The 17,399-nt window shown below is 58.3% G+C and carries 17 protein-coding genes; 8 read left to right on the top strand and 9 right to left on the bottom strand.

Translation table 11 applies throughout. The features are described 5' to 3' along the window. Positions 1-71: 71 nt before the first annotated feature. Positions 72-797 carry an SDR family NAD(P)-dependent oxidoreductase gene (locus BUS06_RS26180; protein ID WP_074267300.1) on the bottom strand — a complete coding sequence of 242 codons (726 nt, stop codon included), beginning with the start codon at positions 795-797 and terminating at the stop codon, positions 72-74. A gap of 219 nt (positions 798-1,016) precedes the next feature. Between BUS06_RS26180 and BUS06_RS26175 the strand changes: the two genes are divergently transcribed. Beyond that, complete coding sequence (locus BUS06_RS26175) at positions 1,017-1,613, top strand: TetR/AcrR family transcriptional regulator (RefSeq protein WP_074267299.1); 597 nt, start codon at positions 1,017-1,019, stop codon at positions 1,611-1,613. An 89-nt stretch (positions 1,614-1,702) separates the two neighbouring features. Here BUS06_RS26175 and BUS06_RS37945 read toward each other — a convergent pair whose 3' ends face one another. The 3 genes from BUS06_RS37945 to BUS06_RS37940 all read right to left on the bottom strand — a co-directional run bounded on the left by BUS06_RS37945 (position 1,703) and on the right by BUS06_RS37940 (position 3,080). After that, a complete protein-coding gene (locus BUS06_RS37945; RefSeq protein ID WP_167379435.1) occupies positions 1,703-1,861 on the bottom strand; it encodes a hypothetical protein in 159 nt (52 codons plus the stop codon). Between the two features lie 159 nt (positions 1,862-2,020). Beyond that, positions 2,021-2,872: an aldo/keto reductase gene (locus BUS06_RS26170; RefSeq protein ID WP_074267298.1), complete on the bottom strand. Its 852-nt coding sequence runs from the start codon at positions 2,870-2,872 to the stop codon at positions 2,021-2,023. A gap of 43 nt (positions 2,873-2,915) precedes the next feature. After that, positions 2,916-3,080, bottom strand: coding sequence for a hypothetical protein (locus BUS06_RS37940; protein WP_167379409.1), 165 nt, complete (start codon positions 3,078-3,080; stop codon positions 2,916-2,918). A 156-nt stretch (positions 3,081-3,236) separates the two neighbouring features. On the opposite strand from BUS06_RS37940, the gene BUS06_RS26165 reads away from it, so the two are divergent. Continuing rightward, positions 3,237-4,208 carry a LysR family transcriptional regulator gene (locus BUS06_RS26165; RefSeq protein ID WP_074267297.1) on the top strand — a complete coding sequence of 324 codons (972 nt, stop codon included), beginning with the start codon at positions 3,237-3,239 and terminating at the stop codon, positions 4,206-4,208. Between the two features lie 456 nt (positions 4,209-4,664). On the opposite strand, the gene BUS06_RS26160 is transcribed toward BUS06_RS26165, so the two are convergent. Both BUS06_RS26160 and BUS06_RS26155 read right to left on the bottom strand, forming a co-directional pair. Further along, complete coding sequence (locus BUS06_RS26160; RefSeq protein WP_074267296.1) at positions 4,665-5,789, bottom strand: GTP pyrophosphokinase; 1,125 nt, start codon at positions 5,787-5,789, stop codon at positions 4,665-4,667. A 488-nt stretch (positions 5,790-6,277) separates the two neighbouring features. After that, positions 6,278-7,018 (bottom strand): Type 1 glutamine amidotransferase-like domain-containing protein, encoded by a 741-nt coding sequence (locus BUS06_RS26155; protein ID WP_074267295.1) that lies wholly within the window; start codon positions 7,016-7,018, stop codon positions 6,278-6,280. Positions 7,019-7,513: 495 nt separating this feature from the next. Here BUS06_RS26155 and BUS06_RS37935 point away from each other — a divergent pair, with 495 nt between their 5' ends. The 5 genes from BUS06_RS37935 to BUS06_RS26130 all read left to right on the top strand — a co-directional run bounded on the left by BUS06_RS37935 (position 7,514) and on the right by BUS06_RS26130 (position 11,522). Continuing rightward, the gene (locus tag BUS06_RS37935; protein ID WP_074267294.1) at positions 7,514-7,714 is read left to right on the top strand and encodes a hypothetical protein; all 201 of its coding nucleotides are present in this window, start codon (positions 7,514-7,516) and stop codon (positions 7,712-7,714) included. Between the two features lie 101 nt (positions 7,715-7,815). After that, positions 7,816-8,262 (top strand): GNAT family N-acetyltransferase, encoded by a 447-nt coding sequence (locus BUS06_RS26145; RefSeq protein ID WP_074267293.1) that lies wholly within the window; start codon positions 7,816-7,818, stop codon positions 8,260-8,262. A gap of 290 nt (positions 8,263-8,552) precedes the next feature. Then, a complete protein-coding gene (locus tag BUS06_RS26140; RefSeq protein ID WP_167379434.1) occupies positions 8,553-9,107 on the top strand; it encodes a GntR family transcriptional regulator in 555 nt (184 codons plus the stop codon). After that, complete coding sequence (locus BUS06_RS26135; RefSeq protein ID WP_074267292.1) at positions 9,104-10,000, top strand: ABC transporter ATP-binding protein; 897 nt, start codon at positions 9,104-9,106, stop codon at positions 9,998-10,000. The genes BUS06_RS26140 and BUS06_RS26135 overlap by 4 nt, the downstream gene beginning before the upstream one ends. 1 nt (position 10,001) lies before the next feature. Further along, positions 10,002-11,522 (top strand): hypothetical protein, encoded by a 1,521-nt coding sequence (locus BUS06_RS26130; protein ID WP_074267291.1) that lies wholly within the window; start codon positions 10,002-10,004, stop codon positions 11,520-11,522. 365 nt (positions 11,523-11,887) lie between these two features. On the opposite strand, the gene BUS06_RS26125 is transcribed toward BUS06_RS26130, so the two are convergent. Genes BUS06_RS26125 through BUS06_RS26115 form a run of 3 tightly spaced genes read right to left on the bottom strand, consistent with a single transcriptional unit; the run spans position 11,888 to position 15,755 of the window. Then, positions 11,888-13,021: a cysteate racemase gene (locus BUS06_RS26125; RefSeq protein WP_083611610.1), complete on the bottom strand. Its 1,134-nt coding sequence runs from the start codon at positions 13,019-13,021 to the stop codon at positions 11,888-11,890. Continuing rightward, the gene (locus tag BUS06_RS26120) at positions 13,018-14,289 is read right to left on the bottom strand and encodes an MFS transporter (RefSeq protein WP_074267289.1); all 1,272 of its coding nucleotides are present in this window, start codon (positions 14,287-14,289) and stop codon (positions 13,018-13,020) included. The genes BUS06_RS26125 and BUS06_RS26120 overlap by 4 nt, the downstream gene beginning before the upstream one ends. Positions 14,290-14,324: 35 nt before the next feature. Then, entirely contained in the window at positions 14,325-15,755 is a 1,431-nt protein-coding gene (locus tag BUS06_RS26115) for an N-acyl-D-amino-acid deacylase family protein (protein ID WP_074269303.1), read from the bottom strand. Here BUS06_RS26115 and BUS06_RS26110 point away from each other — a divergent pair. Beyond that, positions 15,712-16,887 carry a LysR substrate-binding domain-containing protein gene (locus BUS06_RS26110; RefSeq protein WP_254368965.1) on the top strand — a complete coding sequence of 392 codons (1,176 nt, stop codon included), beginning with the start codon at positions 15,712-15,714 and terminating at the stop codon, positions 16,885-16,887. The genes BUS06_RS26115 and BUS06_RS26110 overlap by 44 nt on opposite strands. Positions 16,888-17,399 lie beyond the last annotated feature (512 nt).

Here is a 17,399-nt window from a genome sequence, read left to right as displayed (position 1 = left end):
GGGCGCATCAACATCCGCCGATCCAGCCGGCGAATGCTGTTATCGATCCGGCCAACCGATCACCGGGGCATTCAGGCGCCGAGGTGCAGCGAGACGTATTCCAACTTCCGGTTGTCGCTCGACCACAGTTGCTCGACTTGCTGCGCCAGCGGATCGGGGAAGATGTAGGGGTGCCCTTCGGCGATGCCTTTCACGATATTGACGGCGGCATATTCCGGCGTCGCCTTGTCCGGATAAGGCACCTCCTTCGCCAGAACCGTCTCGATCGGTCCGGGATAGATGCCGATAACCGTGACGTTGTCTTTTTCCAGCGTCCCGCGCAGAGACTGGGTGAGAGAATGGAGCGCTGCCTTGGAAGCCGAGTAGCCGGCCATCAAGGGAACGGCCGACAGTCCCACAACGCTGCATATATTCGCGATGGTGCCGGACTTGCGGGCCACGAACTGCGGGGTGAATGCCCGGAGCACGCGAAGGGTGCCGAAGTAATTCGTCCGCATGTCGTCTTCGAAGGCTTCCCAGTTGTCGCCGAGATAATTGCCGAAGGCCAACGTGCCCGCGTTGTTGACGAGCACGTCCACATCCTGCATTGCAGCGGCAGCCTCGTTGACGGATGCGTCGCTCGTGATATCCAACTGCAGCGGAACGACCCGCGAGTCCCCGAACGACGGTAGCGCTTTCGGATCACGCGCCGTGGCATAGATTTTCGCCACATCGACCTTCAGCAATTCCTTTACGATGGCCGCGCCAATGCCGCGATTGGCGCCGCTTACTAGCACGACCTTGTTCGAAAGAGTCATGATCTTCTCCTGAGTGTTTGATTACCCATTGCCGGGATACGGAAAATCATTCGGCGCGAGCCGAAGATTGACGACGTCTCGCCGGGCGCGCGTCGAGACGAACGCCTGCGTCGCAGATGTAAACGAATTCGTTTACCTTCCGATATTTGTAAACGACGTCGTTTACTTTGTCAACGGAATTTGCTATAAACAGGAGATGGAATTTACGAGGGTGGGGAGATGGAGCAGGAAACGGAAATCGAAGGCAAGAAGCTCGAGATCGTGAAATATGCGTTCGACCGCTTCTACGATGCCGGCTTCCATGCAACGGGAATGGAAGCGGCCCTGGCCGGCAGCGGCATATCCAAGCGCACGCTTTACAAGTATTTCCCGTCGAAAGAGGATCTGATCGCGGCCGTATTGCGGCTCTATGGCGAGGGCGTCGTGCAAGAACTCTTCGATCCGGTCGCGCACATCAGCGACCCGCGCGAGCAGATCATCCAGTTCTTCGACGTACGCAAGATTACCGGCCGGATGCTCACGCGTGGCTGTCTGGGTACGAAGGCGGCACAGGAATATGCCAGGAAGCACGAGGGCATCGTCGAACTTGGCATAGCGGCAAGTTCACGTGGCGAAGTGAAGTTCCTCGAACTGTGCAAGCGGGCGGGCTTTGCCAAACCTCAGCGTCTCGCCAAGCAACTCAACCTGCTTCTTCAGGGCGCGTTGGCGCTCTCGCACGCCTCGGGCGAAACATCGGCGTTTTTGCTGGCCAAGGACGCGGCGGCGGCGATCCTGGAGAACGCGCCTCTGGTGCAGACTACGCGTGCAGGATCGTAGCGTCGGGTCAGGTGGACCGTGTTGGTCGGGCTCCCCGCGAACAGCGGTTCTGGCGAGCCAAAAGATGCTTGCGCGCGCTCACGCAATACTCATAGCACCACAAGCGAGCGCAAATCGTAACCGGCAGCCTTGAGTTGCTTTTCAATGCCAACTGCTTCGGCGCGAAGCATTCCGGCTTTTTCCGCATCGCGCTGAAATAGCTCTGCGTCCGTCGCTTGCAGCTGCAGGTCACTCCACTGTGCAGCCATCTGACTTATATCCATGATTTCCCCCACCCGGTTAGAGTGCTTTTGGCACTGGTAATCGCGGCGCTGATGACCGCGATATACATGGTCATCGGAAGAAATCGCGCGGAATTTAGCCCTTACACAAACTATTTCGTGTCAGACGGCCACTCCGATTGCGCGTCAGAGGCCAAGTTTTCGTTCGCTCATCCACTTTACAATCGCCGGGTCGCGATGCGAAAAGAAGCTGCTCGTGCCTGTCTCCAACGTCGCAACGGCCGTCATGTCCTCTTCGGACAACTCGAAGTCGAAGACGGCCAGGTTTTCAAGCATCCGCTCTTTCCGCACGGATTTCGCGAGAGCAACGACGCCGCGCTGAACCAGCCATCGCAGCACGACTTGCCCCACGGTCTTGCCGTGGCGCCCGGCGATCGCTATCAGCCGATCGTTCTGGAACAGGTTGTTCCGTCCTTCGGCGAAGGGCGCCCACGCCTCCGGCTGCACGCCATGCTCGCGCATGAACTCCACGCTCTCGGCCTGCTGGTGAAAGGGGTTGACCTCGATTTGATTGACGGCTGGTGTGACCTCGTTGAAAGCCGTGATGTCCATGAGGCGGTCCGGCTGAAAGTTGCTCAGTCCGATCGCACGCAGCTTGCCGGCGCGATGTGCCTCCTCCATCGCTCGCCACGCGCCGTGAACGTCGGAGAACGGCTGATGGATCAGGAACAGGTCCAGGTAATCCAGATCAAGTCGCTTCAGCGACTTGTCGATGGCCACTCGAGCACGTTCATAGCCAGCGTCCTCAACCCACAGCTTGCTGGTGACGAAAAGCTGGTCGCGGGGGACGCCGCAACGCTTGAGGCCACGCCCGGTCGCCTCCTCGTTCTTGTAGGACGCAGCAGTGTCGATCAGACGATAGCCTGCCTGCACCGCGTCCACGACGCAGCGTTCGCATTCTGTCTCGTCGGCGATCTGGAAGACACCGTAGCCGAGGATCGGCATCTTGATTCCGTTGTTGAGTGTTACGTCTTGCATGTTCGTTCCTTGCTGTTGAAAGTGACGGCGGCATGAGGTCTGCTCAGGACGCGCCGGGCTCCCTGGTCAAGCCGGTCTCGTCGAGCCACTCGTTGGCGAGATTCATCGTTTTGCGCTCCTGATCCGCCTCCATCACGAAACGAACCACTGGTGGCGCGGTCTCTCCCCATATCGGAAAGCCATACGCTCGTGCGAAGACATCATCCACGGCCCTGGTTCGACCCGTGGCCGGACCATGTCCGTTACTTTAGGTGTCGCAGTTTCAAGCGACTAGTGGATTACTCCTTGCACCAGTATCAAGCTCAGATTGATACTGGATGGACCGTGCGACGCGTCCCGACGCACTTCAGCAGAAGAATCGATCATGCCCACGAATGATTTCAAGGCCATCGCGACGTTCGCCAAAGCCGTGGAACTCGGTAGCATCCGGAAGGCCGCGCTGGCCCAGGGTGTCACGCCCCAGGCTGCCAGTCAGGCCATTGCGCAGTTGGAACAGCATCTTGGAGTCCGCCTGTTGCATCGGACGACGCGCAGCCTCGCCCTAACCGAGGAGGGCCAACGGTTCCTGGAGAACACACAGCCCGCCCTGGCTGCGCTGGACAGGGCTCTGGTCCTGGCGCGGGAGTCCAAGGATGAGATTGCGGGGCCGCTGCGGATCGTTGGGCCGAAATCGTCGTTCGCCGCCATCCTCATGCCGCTGCTCGACGAGTTCTGTCGGAAGCACCCCGATATCCAGCCGGACGTCCAGCTCGATGACGGTATCGGCAACTGGGTGCTGGATCGCGTCGATGTCGGCTTCAGGATCGGAGCGTCGCCCAGCGAGGGTGTGATCGGTCGGCAACTCTTCGCGATACAGATGATCGTGTGCGCCGCGCCAAGCTATCTGAAAGCGTACGGCGCGCCATCGACGCCCGAGGATCTGGCGGCGCATCGCTGCAGCGTGTTCCGGCATCCGGGCACACGCAAGGTGGCGCCGTGGTACTTGACTGTGGATGGCAAGCTGGAACATCGGCAGATGTCTCCTGCGTTCGCGACGAACGATTCGGAGCTGGAATTGCAAGCCGTGCTCGCGGGGCAAGTCATCGGTCAGCTCGCGAGCTTCTCGGCGGTGACCCACATCCGGGCTGGCCGACTGGAGCCAGTTCTCCTGCAGCATATGAGCGCGCATATCGGTTTGCACGTGTACTACGGAAGCCGGGCTGCTCAGCCCAAGCGAGTACGAGCGTTCCTGGACCTCGCCTTTGCTCGCCTGCTTGATTGCAGCGAATACCTGCTCACTGAGAAAGAGCTAGCCCAGTTTAGGTCGCGATCGAAGCGATACAGCCGCAATGGGTAGTGCGTTGGTTCATCAACAATAAATTCAGTACTCTCAAATTGAATGGCCGCGATCGGCTGTGAAGCCGTCGTTCACCGTGATCGGTCCACGGTCGGCAACGGGTCCAAGGGAAGTTCGAGGTTGAGTCGGAGAGATCAGCCGTGGGCCGATGATGAGCTTCCGGGTTCGGCTAAATATAGTCGGCCGCGCACGCTCCCAGACGGAAATTCGAACGTCCGCTTAGCTGAAACAACGGACCTCTCAACGACACTTAGGTTTGCCGCGTCATCCGTCGAGTTGGTCACCTCTTGATCCAGGAAAACTACTCCGCCTTCGGCGTACTGATGTTTTGCACCGAGACGTCACCTTCAGCTTAGTACCAGACCTCCGAGGCTCGCTACGAGCAAACCGAACACGACAATGACACACTTGGATAGCCCGCACAGGGGTAACGATCAGGTTCGTGACATCGCGCTCTCAAGTTCCTTGGCTTGCAAGGGGATCGAAGGATCCAGTCTTGATTCCAGCTTCGTTTAGCCTGACCAGTCTTTGTCGAAAGCGAGTGACCCAGTCGTCACTTTTCGACCACGGATGCCTTTGAACGAATACATCCCCCATGCTGGCGAGAAGCACGTCTTCGAACCGGCTGACTTGTCCCATCCGGCTCCCATAGATCATCTTGCTTATCTTGTCGTCGTCGTAACCTTCTATACATTCATCGACTTGGGACAAGGTAGTGAACCCTAGCGCGATCACATAATCCGCAAGTAAGTCGTAGACCCATGCCGCCTGTCGAGCGTCCGGCCCGAGACGTCGATCGAGGTAAGACTTAAGCGAATCAGGTGTTATCTCGACGGCACCCAATTCGCCGGACTGCACCGACTCCCGAGCCTCCTCCCGCAATTTCTGGTCTGCTTCCTGCAGCGATTCGAATTCCCTATCGGCCATCTCCAGCATGCCCGCGAGCGCGATAAAACGCCTTCGGATATTCGTTGGGATGACGGCTTCGGTCTTGTACTGAATATCGTGCTCCATTTCCGCCCAAGCATGTTGAAGCACAGTGCGTGTCTGGATTTCGAACACAATGTCTTTGAACCGGGAATACTCCGGAAGCCGGACTCGCGCATCGTTCAGTGTGACCAGAAAATGGAAGCTCTGATATCCAAACTTCCCTTGGCTGATCAAGGCCTCCGATTTGTCCTGAAATTCGGTCACTTTAAATTCGCGGCGAACAAGTTTGCATATCTCGTCAACCGCCCGGGGTTGAAAGGCGATCACACGAATACCCGCAAGGTCGGTAATCTCCGACATTGGATCAGGATATTTTGGCTTGTTCGGGTCCGTATCGGACGGCTTAGCCGCCTTGTCCGCAAAACTCTCGAATGATTTCGCCCTGCCTTCAATGGACTGTACTTTAATTGCCTGTCCAGACAGAGCATTTTTCAGGATGCCCCTTGCTGTTTCCACGAGGTCAGAGTAAAGGCCGTGTACATCGCGATATCTGCCTAATGCTACGTCCTTATGCTTGCCAAAGTCGAATTCGACCTTAAAAAGGTCATCGCCCACGCCGTCTTTTTTCTCAGCAGCCGCTTCAGCGAACATGATCGCCCCGAATCATATTTAATTAACATCGTACAGTATGACGTCACGAAGCTGATCATTCAACTGCGTTGCCCCATTCCTCTTCCAGCAGCACGGAGCCGGTTTTCGAGCGCCACAAGGTTGCCGCCTACGTCGGTTTTGCCAGGATTGGTCGATGACCTGATACAGCCGCTTTTTTCCCTGCGCCTGGTTGTGGGTAAGTACGATCTCCAGCCGTTACTCATCCCGTTCTGATGGCGACTGGCGATGCAAATTCGTTTAGGCAGGCTGGAAGGCGTCTGTCGATATAGACACACGGGTAGGCGGATGTCGGCTGCCCGCTCGAGACCAGCCGTTGGAGGCCCGATACAGCGAATGTCTCAGAGGGCAGAACTCCGCGCAATATCGTAGCTGCTCAACGCCGGCCGGCTCACCGACTCCAATTAAACAAGGGATTTTCCTTTGGAAGAGAGCACCCTCTCTTTCTTCGCCGCCACGCATGCGCCCCTCTACGCAGTCGGCAAAAACAATTTCCACTGACCTTCTGAAACAACCTGGACGGCACTATGAGTGACTGCGATGGCGGTCTGATCATCAATGGCATAGACCGGCGCCGGTATCCTGGCAGCCCATTTTTCAGCATTCTGCAAGGAGGCATCCGGATGATCCGGATTGTCCAAATGCGGGATCAACGCAAAGTCAACCCAGCCTGCTCCGTGGGCCGTGACCAGGAGACTTGAGACCTCGCCCTCTGCTGTTGCGAACGAGAAGCTCTCAGAGGTCAACGCATCGTGATTACCACTGGGCGGCCGACTGTAGTTTTCTGAAAATGTCGAAGACACCGCCATGCTACCGGCGCTAACGCCCACGTAAACCAGTTCATCGCGCAGTGAAGGCAATAGCTCGACGAGGCCGGAACGACGCATCCAGTCAGCCAGATAGATAGGGTCACCGCCCCACACCAACAGGACATCCGCCTCTTCCACCAGGGGGATCCAATCTTTTTTAGAGAGGCTCGGAAGTGCGGTGAGTTCAAGAACACCCAGCGACTTCCAGCCCAGTTCGCACAACGGGCTTCGCGCTTTTCCAGCGAACGCCTGCCACGCCATGGCAGCATGTCGCGGATAGGCATACATGGCGGTAGGAATGAAGAGCGCGCTGCACTCGGCGATCGGCTTGCCCAACAGATCAACAAGTGCCGCGTGGATGCTGGCGTTGGTGATGCCGCCGGACGTCAGAAGAAATTTCATACGGTTTCCCTCCTTTCTATGAGCATGTTTAGCATCTCATCAGGTTGACGAACGGCGACCGCCATATTCGACAATGATCCGTTTTATTTTTCAGATGCAGATTCCAGTGGTGGCTGAGCAGTATTTGGGCATAGGCTTGGATCCACGCCCGCGTTGGGGGCCTTTCTAGTATTGCCCCATTTTGGTCGCCAAAGAGGCTATGGGTCGCACGCCGTCGGTCGTCGCATTGCGAAGCATCTGCCGCATATGCTGATTGCATGATATGGAGCCCGGCAAGGAAGGGACGCTCGACGATGTGGCATACACCGTCGACAATCGACGTGCATTTCGCGAGCAATAGGCCGCCCATGTCGAGGAGAAAAGCAATCGATGGCCGAAAGCTGTCGGCCATCCACCGTGCGTCCAGTGAATTAGCCCTGCACAAGAACTAAAGTCAATATCGAGCACGGCCTTTGAATCGATATAATCCGCGTTAGCGATTGACGAGAGGTGCAAGTGAAAAAATCTATTCTTCTTGCGGTTTTTGCGTTCACGATATGTGCGGCTTTCGTCACTTGGGGCGCTTGGACTGCGCTTGGTCTCAATGCGGAACACGGGTCGTTTTTCAGTCGAGCGGGTGGAGTGGCGATCATTGCGCTATACGGTTGGGTCGCCAAGTACTACATCGAGCGGATTCGGCGCAAGGACGCGACCTAAGCCATGCGCCGATTCATCGGACCAAGCTTATCGAGCGCGGACTATCGCCTGGGAAAAAGTCTCTGACGATTTGAAGTCCAAGGCTCTAGAGCATCGTCCTTATGCAAACAAGCCTGCTCCTGATCTTCAGACCCGCAGTACATGAAGATCAAGACTTCATCTACGATTTGGTCAAGGCCAGCCTTCCTGATGTCGTTGGCATACCCGTGCCAGACTGGTCGCGGAACGATTTTCTTCAGTCGTGGGAGCGCGGCACAAAGACGATCATCACATTCGAAGGAACGCGCGCTGGCTACTTACGTTGGGAGCGTGATCCCGATGCGCTACACCTTGCCGATCTTCAGATCGTGCCGGCATTCCGTCGGCAAGGTCTCGGGACGAAGGCGCTCATGTACTTCGAACGGCAAGCAGCGGCCGAAGGCTTCGCCAAAGTTTCGTTGGTAGTCCACGATGCAAACCACGCTGCTGGCCCGCTCTACGCGAAACTCGCTTACTGCTGCGAAGCACGAGATAGCAGACGTAGCCTGATGACCAAGACACTCGCCTGAACCGTTGAGCCCGATGGCCAGACCGCTGCGAACGTCTCCTATCGAGGGAGTTGAAGGACAGCTCAGGCTCGCGTGCTGCCGAACGCAGCCATCTGAGCTGCCGGCAATTCATGCAGCATGCATGAGACAGGGATCGGCCACAACCGGACCCTCGGAGCCGCGATGAAGATCGTGAACAATTTGATCTATCCCCGCCGTCTGCTGATATGGTCCATACCGGACCTCAGCCCGGTGACAGAACTGCAGCTTCAAACAGGCCGGTTCCTACTTTAGAAAACCTCGCCTATCTGATGAGTGCGATCTTCGATGCTTATGCGCAGGAAGATCAAGCATCCTCCGGATCGTTCCGAAGCATTAAATCGCGGACGCCAGCAGACCAAAACGACATACATGACAACGACGAAGGCCCGTTGACACTCTGGTGTACCATGTGTCACATTATAAATATGACACCATTCGATTACAAGCCGCAATCTGGTCAGTCGATATTCGACGCCGTGGTCTTTGCCGCCAAGCGCGCCTTCATCAGCGGCGATTACCTGCCGGGGCAGGAGTTTCCGTCGGTCAGAGCGTTGGCGGCGGACCTGAAGATTCATCCGAACACGGCTCACAAGATCATCCAGCACCTGATTCACGAAGGTTGGCTCGAGGCGCGGCCGGGAATTGGGACAGTCGTCTGCGAGCCGCCCCAGGCGCGCCCGGGAGAAAAGGCGCAACTGCTAGGGCACGAAGTCGAGGCACTGGTGGTCGGCGCACGTCGCGTCGGCCTGACGCAGGCGGAATTGCTCGACGCGATCGTTGAGCGTTGGAACCAGATCGACATAGCGAGGGGAACACAAAAATGATCATCGAGGCCCGCAATATCGAGAAGCGCTTCGGCCCGTCTGAGGCGCTCAGCGGCCTGAGTTTTTCGGTCGATGAGGGAAGCGTCTATGCGCTGATTGGCGCCAATGGCGCCGGCAAGACGACCACGATCAAGATGATGATGAACATCCTGGCGCCGACACGGGGTGATCTCACCGTGATGGGCACGCCATCACGTGAACTCACGAGCCGCCACCTTAACCAGATCGGCTATGTCTCGGAGAACCAGGTGCTTCCTGGGCAAATGGCCGTGGGTACCTATCTCGATTACGTGAGACCGTTTTATTCGAATTGGGACGAAGCGCTTGAAAAAGCCATGCTGAGACGGTTCAATCTGCCGATGGAGCGGAAAATCCGCGCCCTTTCACATGGTATGCGTATCAAGCTCGCGCTTGTTGCCGCCCTGGCCTTCAAACCAAAGCTGCTGGTGCTGGATGAGCCGTTTAGCGGCTTAGACCCGCTGGTACGCGACGACCTGGTCGAAAGCGTGCTGAGCCATGCTGAAGACCTCACTATCTTCATCTCATCGCACGAACTGAACGACATCGAGGGTTTCGTTAGCGACGTCGGTTTTCTTAACCAGGGTCGCCTGCTGTTCGAAGAATCGATCGAGGTCCTGAACGCGCGCGTCCGCTCGATTCGCGTCACGTTGCAATCGCCGGCCCGCCCTCCCGATACCTGGCCCAGGGCGTGGATCGATCCCGGTACCTCGGGCAATGTTGCGAGCTTTGTGCATACGGCGTTCGCCGAAGATCAACTGGCATCTGAAATGGCCACCGTATTCGGCGACGTCAAATTCGTTCAGGTCGAGCCAATGGACCTAAGGTCGATATTTACCGCGTTCGCGCGGGCCGAACAAATGACGGGGAGATGATATGTGGCTGCATATTTTGAAAAAAGATCTGAGACTGCATTGGCCGTACGTAGCCGCGGTGTTGGCTCTGAAAATCGCGGCGGTCTGGATCATCCTGCACATGGGGATCTTCGGTGAGCCACTGGAATTGGTGTTGCTACACACGTTCAGCGATCTGGCGTTCGCTGTGGTGGCAGGCTTCGCCATCATTGTGGTCGTACAGAGCGACCCCATTGTGTCGAACAATGACGACTGGCTGATCCGACCGATCCGTCGAAGCGACCTCGCGCTAGATAAAATTGCTTTCGCCGCCCTCGTGACCTTCTTGCCGACCTTTGTTTTCGACCTTGGCGTCGGCCTTATACATGGGCTAGATACGCAGCCGGCAATCAGTGCGTCGGCCTATACGGCGCTCGTCATATTCATCGGTGTCGGTTTGCCCGCATTAGCCGTCGGCACGATCACCGCTAGCTGGTCCCAGGCCGCAGGCATCGTTTTCGCGATCTTTCTGATATGGATTGCCGGCTTCATAGTGACCGATGGCGGGATGGTTGACCTTGACAACTGGCCTGTTCAACTAGCGCTCATGGCTATCCTTGTCATTGCGAGCGCACTCATCCTTGGCCTGCAATACAGCCGCCGGAACACGACGACTTCGCGTGGCGTCCTCGCCGTGGCAACAATTTGCGCGATCACGGTGATGTTCACGCCGAGAATAGCAGGCCGTCTGATCCTACGCTTCACTGATTACGGCAAAGTGACGACGGGCGGCCCGATCCGCCTGTCGTTCGACGACCAGTCCAAGGCCGAGGTGATCGGCAAGGCCCAGCAGCTCGGCGACCCTGTCATCTACGTTCCGCTTAAGGTGGTGGTCGACCCGAACCGTATAGTCACGATCAATAGAGTCATCCTTAGTATCGCCAGTAACGACGGCAAGCCGCTATATAGCGGCATCATATCGGTCGCGTCTGGCTATCCGCCCCATCAGGTCAGCAACCTCCTGGGCGATACCTTCGACGGCACGAGCAATGACCGCACGTCGAACTATCAAGCGGTCAATCTTCCGAGTGACGTATTCGCAAAATACAAGAACACGCTGGGGCGGTTGACTCTGACCTATCTACTAAACTCCTATGCCCCGGTCGCAACCGTTAAAGCCGCGCTGCCCTTCGGCGCCCCACAAAAGGTTGCCGGTTTCGGCGTATGCGAAACACGGCTCAATCCCGCCAATGACCAGGTCGTCGACCTATATTGTTTTCCGGCCACGAATAGCTCAAAGTGCATCGCGGCATCGGCGCTCGATCCCGCCGGCGCTTCGATCGACGCGCCGCAAACGAGATGTCGGGCGACATCTACGCAGTGGGGCCTCAATACGGCGGCTCTGACCGACCCTGGCCAGTTCGTGGTGCAACTCCCCGCGGCGGACGGCGCCGGTATCAGGCCGCTTACCCTTACTAGCTATAGGGCAGCCGGTCGCTTCATCCAGACAGTTGTCCTTCCCCAGGTGAGGCTTACGGATTTGACGCGCTCTGCCGGGTCGTGATGACACATATGCGGATCATGCTGCCGCAAGTTTTCAGGCGGGGTAGTCCGATGGTCTGGCCGGTTATGTCGGGGTGTCGAAATCGGACCGGTCGCGAAGCGTAGTGCTACAGAGAGACGCGTTGCTCGCCGCCGGCGTGACGCTGGAACGCATCACGATGCTGGAGGTTTTTGGCCAGTGAATGGCTGCTTTCGAGCAACGCGAAGGACCGTTGAAGTGCGATCAGGGCCGTTCGCCTTCGGCCCGGGTCCGGCCAAAAGCCGACACTCGAAGCGTTTCAATCGAGTGACGGCTTTCCGGCAGCAGCCGCCATTCGTTGACGGATGCAAATTAGTGGCATCGACTCTACCTGCATGCACGTGCGATCACTTCGACTCCTTCATCGCTAATCGCACGCAATGCCGCGCCAGTATGCTGGTCGGATCCACGATGGCGACGGTCGTGCCGTTTACGATGTACGCATCCTGTTCTCCGAGGACGAGCGGCAGTTCCGTGCAGCCGAGCACTACGACTTGTGCGCCGCGCGCGACCAGATGCGCGATCGCGGCGTCAAGTTCGGTGCGGCAGGCGCCTTCAGTGAATCCCGCTTTGACACCCTGCGGGCCATAAATCGCCTGCATCACGCACTGCTGGAATTGTTCGTCCGGTGTGATCAAGGTGAGTCGCGCATCGGCGGCATCGTGATATACGAAGCTTTCGATCGTACCGGACGTTGCCAGCAGGCCCACGCAGGATCCAATGCCAAAACGGCTCACGATGCACCTGACGGTTTCGTCCAGCATATTTACGATCGGCACTCCCAGATGGGGCTGGATGCGTGCCACGAATGCGTGCGCCGTATTGCAGGGCAATGCGATTGCGCTTGCGCCGCCCTCTTCGAGGCGCACACAGGCGGAGAACAACGCGAGCGAAGGATCATCTCCGTTATGTAACAGATGCGCAGTGCGATCGGGAATCTGTGGATTATGGTCAACGAGCATCCGAACGTGCGCTTGATCAGTACTAGCGGGTGTGTGACGCACGACTTTCGCCATAAAGTCGACAGTTGCGGCTGGGCCGATTCCGCCGACGATCCCCAGCCGGAAACGGGAATTCGCGCGGGAAGCGAGCGCGCGGCGCGCCCATCTTGCGTAGTGTCGACGCGGATCCCCCGACACATCAGTAAGCGCACCGCCGTCACAGAATGCATCGACGGTGCGCATGTCGCTTACCGGCATGTCGAGCTCGGTTTCTAGGGCGACGACGACCGAACGCGCGCTCGCCCCGGACAGAAGGATCGCGTCTGCGCCTTTGGCCAAAAGTTTTCGGCAGGTGCGCAGTAGACGGAACACGTCATCGTTCCATTCGGTATGCGAGGATCGTGAGGCCACCGCTGCGATATCATACGGATGGGGCTCAACGACGACGCGCATGGTATCGCTGGTCTGTGATGTGGCCATTGAACTGTCCGGGTCATCTGGAAAAGAGACGATCCCTAGTGTCAGGTCTTCGCGGTTCATGCAAGCCTCGCCGGACGATCTGCGCTAGCCGGACGCCATGTCCATGCCACTAGCACCGCGCCGAGTGCTGCGACGAGCAGCGCCGCGTAAGCACAAAGGTAGCTACCGGGCGTAAGATCAACCAGCATGCCGATCATCGCCGGCGCGATCGCCGCCGCTAACTGCCCGCCAAAATTTATGATGCCTGCCGCCGTGCCGACCGACGTGTCCTGCATATGCTTGAGTGGAATCGCGAAGACGGTGCCGTATATGACCGTGTAACCGACCAGACATAACGTCCACATTGCCAGCAACGATGTCAGCGAATGCGCTAGCGCCATCGCGGCGAGAAACACGAACGCTGTCGCACCGCCCATTAGCATGAATTGACGCTCGCGTCCTTGCCCGGCTTTATCGAGCAGCCAGCCCACACCGTTCAGACACGCAAAGGCGATGAGATAGGGAATCGACGAGGCGAGGCCTGCATGCAGGATGTCGATATGGCGCGTGCGGATGAGGAATGCGGGCATCCACGATATGAGCGCGACGTAGACAATGTTGCTAAAGAAAAAAATCAGCATGGTCTTGCGCAGCATGGGCAAAGCAAACAGCTTCCGAAAACCCGCTTGGCCCGCAGTACGCGCGCGCCGCTTCGCAGGTTTGATGGCGAACCACAACACCACCGCCACGATGATCCCGACAACACCGAACGCGTGATACGCGTAGCGCCATCCGTGATTATGGATGAGCGTGGCGATTGCGCTTGACCCGACTGCGCTGCCCAAAAACGACGCGCCGATTACAAGCGACTTGGCCCGCGCACGGTCCCTGTGCAAAAACGCTTCCGCGATTGTGACCGTGCTGGCGGGCACAAATCCCCCTTCGCCGATACCGAACAACACACGGATCGCAAAGAGCGCGGCGAAGGTCGAGGCAAAACCAGTCAGTCCGGTGAAGACCGACCAGCACGCCACAGAAAAGACCAGCACCAGCCGCGAGCCGAAGCGGTCGCCAAGCCATCCGGCGGCGAGCTGCATCAGCGAATAACTTACGTAAAAGGCACTCAAAACGAGGCCGGCTGAACGTGCGTCGAGGTTGAAGTCCCGCGTGATCGGCACGATTGATATGCTCATCGCCATGCGGTCGGCATTGGCGAGTATCCATGAAGCGAGCAGCATTATCAGCAGAAAGGTCTTTCGCGCCGCCGAGTACGGGGTGGACCGGCACTCGCTTGCGCCGAGATGCGAATTTGCTGCACTGACGGCAGTTGTCTCAGTTGAGGAAGACATGAGGGCTCTCTCTGATGGAAGGATGTGAAACAAGCTCAGTGCGCGCGACGGATCACCTGACCGGCGTGCACGTCGTGCGGCTCGCCGTCGCGGTACGCGAGCCGTCCATTGACGAATACGGCGTCGATGCCGGCACACGCGAGAGTGGGATGCGTGAAGGTTGCTCGATCGGCGATATGGTGTTCGTCAAACACAACGATGTCGGCGCAGTGACCCGGAGTAATGACGCCCCGCTTGTGCAGTCCGAAGCGTCGCGCACTCAGGCCCGTCATTTTGTGGACGGCGGTCTCGAGCGAGAATAGTTGTCGCTCGCGCGCGTAATGCCCAAGCACGCGGGGGAACGTGCCCCACAGGCGCGGATGCGGCTGAACATCGTGTGCCAGGCCATCCGAGCCGACCATGCTCATCGGATGAGCGAGGATGCGGCCTACGTCTTCCTCGCTCATCGCGAAATACACGGCGCCTGCCGGTGCGAGACGGCGCGCCAGAACTTCAGGCGACACGTCGCGTTCTTCGGCGAGCCGGAACAATGAGTGTCCGGCAGCAGACGGATCGGCTTTGGACCATGTGACGAGCACCTCATCGGACTGCTTGACGCGAGCTGGCAGAAGCATGGTCGACGACGCGTTGTACGGATAGCAGTCGAAGCACACCGACTGATGTTGCGCTGCGTCTTCGAACATGGCGAGCGTCGCTGCGGAGCGACCATGGTTGCTCCGCCCAACGAGCTTGTGATGCGAGACGATCGTGTCGATCGCCAACTCGCGGCCGATTTGCAGCGCTTCACGCAGCGCTTCGTCGATGGCGTCGGCTTCGTCGCGCAGATGCATGGTCACGATCCCGCGTGCCGCGCTCAACGGCCGGCCAACTTCGATCACTTCCCGCGTGCTCGCCGCGCGCGCTGGCGGATAGTAAAGTCCGGTAGATAGGCCCAGAGCACCGGCAGTGAGTGCGTCGTCGAGGTCGTGTGCCATGCGGGAGGTTTCGTCGGACGTTGCGGGGCGCTCAAGGTTCGCCACATGACGCACGCGCAGAGTCGAATGGCCGACGAGACAAGCCGCATTGAGTGCGGGCCGCGAGGCATCGAGCGCGTCGAGATAATCGGCAAAGCGGGCGAAGTGCCACGCATCGTCGCCAAGCAGATCGAGCGGCGAGGGCGGCCGCGCGGTCACCAGCGGTGCGAGGCTGATGCCGCAATTTCCCGTGACGACCGTTGTTACGCCCTGCGACAGCTTCGGATGCGGTCCTTCCACACGATTAAGCAACAAGCGGTCGTCATGCGTATGGACGTCGATGAAACCTGGCGCGACGATGCGCGCACTGGCATTGAAGCGCTGGTGCGCCGGCAAACCGCCCAAATCGCCGAGCATCGCGATGCGGCCATTGACTACACCGACATCACATATGCGACGCGGTGCGCCAGTGCCGTCGATCAGCGTGCCGTTTTCGATAATGAGATCTATCACTGTTTCATGGCTTCCGATGTCAGATGGGCGCAATGATTGGCCGGCAATAAACAGCGGGCAAACCATTTGTCCTGCGGTCAGCGTGAGAATTTCTCATGGACGGGCCATCGATTCCGGCATAATTGGCTGTTCGACGCGCGAAACGATGAATTTTCGTATTGCGTGGGCAATGTCTGTCAACGTGTTGGTAAGGATGCGCCTCATGTTTCATGCCCCATCCACTCAGTCGTTGTTGTGCTTCGAGTCGAGCGCCCGTCTGCGCTCCTTCACAGCGGCCGCTCATGAACTGCATCTAACGCAAGGCGCGGTGAGTCGGCAGATAAAGATGCTCGAAGAGCGTCTGGGTGTTGCTCTGTTCGTGCGCCGTCGCGATGCAATGACGCTGACTGACGCCGGCCGGGAATACATCGCGGAGATTGAGCCCTTGCTCAAGCGGCTCGAACGCGCGACGGTCAACGTGATGGCGCTCAAGGGACGCGGCGGCGCGTTGTCGCTGTCGGTGGGATCGTCGATCGGAAACTATTGGCTGATTCCGTACCTGCCGACATTCACGCGCGAGCACGGCGAGATCACGCTCAATCTGCGCACGCGAGTCGGCGCAGTAGACTTCGCGTCCACGAGCGTGGATGCATCTCTCGAATTCGGCGATGGCAAGCGACCGGGACTGCACAGCGATTTCATCCTGCCATTGCGCCTGTTGCCATATGCCGCGCCTTCGTGGGTAAAACGGCACGGATCACGAATTGGGCCAGCAACGCCCCGCGCGGACCTGATCCAGCATTTGACCTTGCCAGACGCTTGGGACGGCTGGTTCGAGCGCGAACGAATCGCGGGCGATGCAGGCAAAGAGGGCCCGCGCTACGAGATCATGTCGATGGCGTTAAATGCGGCGGCGGCAGGCCTGGGCGCCACGTTGCTGCCCGCGTATATGGCAGACGACCAAGTTGCGGCGGGACGACTGGTGGCGCTCTCCGATCATGCTTGGGATTACCCGAAGGGCTATTACCTCGTGTATCCAGAAGCGTCGATCGGGATGAGATCTTTGCAGACGTTCAAAAGATGGATTCTTGCGTTGGGAGAGCAAGAGCGCACAACGCTGGCGGTGAGGCTAGGCGCGGAATTGGATAGCTAACTTGCCGCAGAACCGTTCGCCGTGCATTATCCGCGGTCTGTCCACGTCTACCGCCCGGACGGCACACTAGCGCCGTCACTTTACGATTGGGCATGCTCAACGCGAATTCCACATAACGCAGCGCGGGTAGAGATTTCGCTGACCGCATATAGCCGCGAAGGGGTAACAAGTGGTGTCGCCATCGTCGGACTGAGTCGTTCGACGACTGCTTCGCTTTTATAACAGCCGTTGAAGCCTTAATCGCGCGACCGGCAGCAATGGGTCGACATGTGCCGAACGTATCGGGCGGCACGCGGCCAGTTTCGCTCAGTCGACGGCGGAGCCCAGATCGTCGACAATGTGCTTCCCTGGCTTTGAGATTACCTTTCACGTCATGCGCAGATTACAGGCGTCGCGCTTCTTTATTGCGGGTGGCTCTGCAGAGCCAGTCTTCATGCTAGACGGTGCGGTCTCGGAGTGGCTCTTCGCGTCGGGATTCTGGAATCGAATCAACTACTCGCTCGGAACGATGT

The sequence above is a fragment of the Paraburkholderia phenazinium genome (assembly GCF_900141745.1).
Lineage (GTDB): Bacteria > Pseudomonadota > Gammaproteobacteria > Burkholderiales > Burkholderiaceae > Paraburkholderia > Paraburkholderia phenazinium_B.
The sequence above is the reverse complement of the archived record's forward strand: the minus strand, read 5'-3'. Positions and strand labels throughout refer to the sequence as shown.

What these genes read in the sequence shown, in the direction of transcription:
- BUS06_RS26180 (WP_074267300.1), bottom strand. Translation starts at nt 797, where the DNA reads ATGACTCTTTCGAACAAGGTCGTGCTAGTAAGCGGCGCCAATCGCGGC.
- BUS06_RS26175 (WP_074267299.1), top strand. Translation starts at nt 1,017, where the DNA reads ATGGAGCAGGAAACGGAAATCGAAGGCAAGAAGCTCGAGATCGTGAAA.
- BUS06_RS37945 (WP_167379435.1), bottom strand. Translation starts at nt 1,861, where the DNA reads ATGGCTGCACAGTGGAGTGACCTGCAGCTGCAAGCGACGGACGCAGAG.
- BUS06_RS26170 (WP_074267298.1), bottom strand. Translation starts at nt 2,872, where the DNA reads ATGCAAGACGTAACACTCAACAACGGAATCAAGATGCCGATCCTCGGC.
- BUS06_RS26165 (WP_074267297.1), top strand. Translation starts at nt 3,237, where the DNA reads ATGCCCACGAATGATTTCAAGGCCATCGCGACGTTCGCCAAAGCCGTG.
- BUS06_RS26160 (WP_074267296.1), bottom strand. Translation starts at nt 5,789, where the DNA reads ATGTTCGCTGAAGCGGCTGCTGAGAAAAAAGACGGCGTGGGCGATGAC.
- BUS06_RS26155 (WP_074267295.1), bottom strand. Translation starts at nt 7,018, where the DNA reads ATGAAATTTCTTCTGACGTCCGGCGGCATCACCAACGCCAGCATCCAC.
- BUS06_RS26145 (WP_074267293.1), top strand. Translation starts at nt 7,816, where the DNA reads ATGCAAACAAGCCTGCTCCTGATCTTCAGACCCGCAGTACATGAAGAT.
- BUS06_RS26140 (WP_167379434.1), top strand. Translation starts at nt 8,553, where the DNA reads ATGAGTGCGATCTTCGATGCTTATGCGCAGGAAGATCAAGCATCCTCC.
- BUS06_RS26135 (WP_074267292.1), top strand. Translation starts at nt 9,104, where the DNA reads ATGATCATCGAGGCCCGCAATATCGAGAAGCGCTTCGGCCCGTCTGAG.
- BUS06_RS26130 (WP_074267291.1), top strand. Translation starts at nt 10,002, where the DNA reads ATGTGGCTGCATATTTTGAAAAAAGATCTGAGACTGCATTGGCCGTAC.
- BUS06_RS26125 (WP_083611610.1), bottom strand. Translation starts at nt 13,021, where the DNA reads ATGAACCGCGAAGACCTGACACTAGGGATCGTCTCTTTTCCAGATGAC.
- BUS06_RS26120 (WP_074267289.1), bottom strand. Translation starts at nt 14,289, where the DNA reads ATGTCTTCCTCAACTGAGACAACTGCCGTCAGTGCAGCAAATTCGCAT.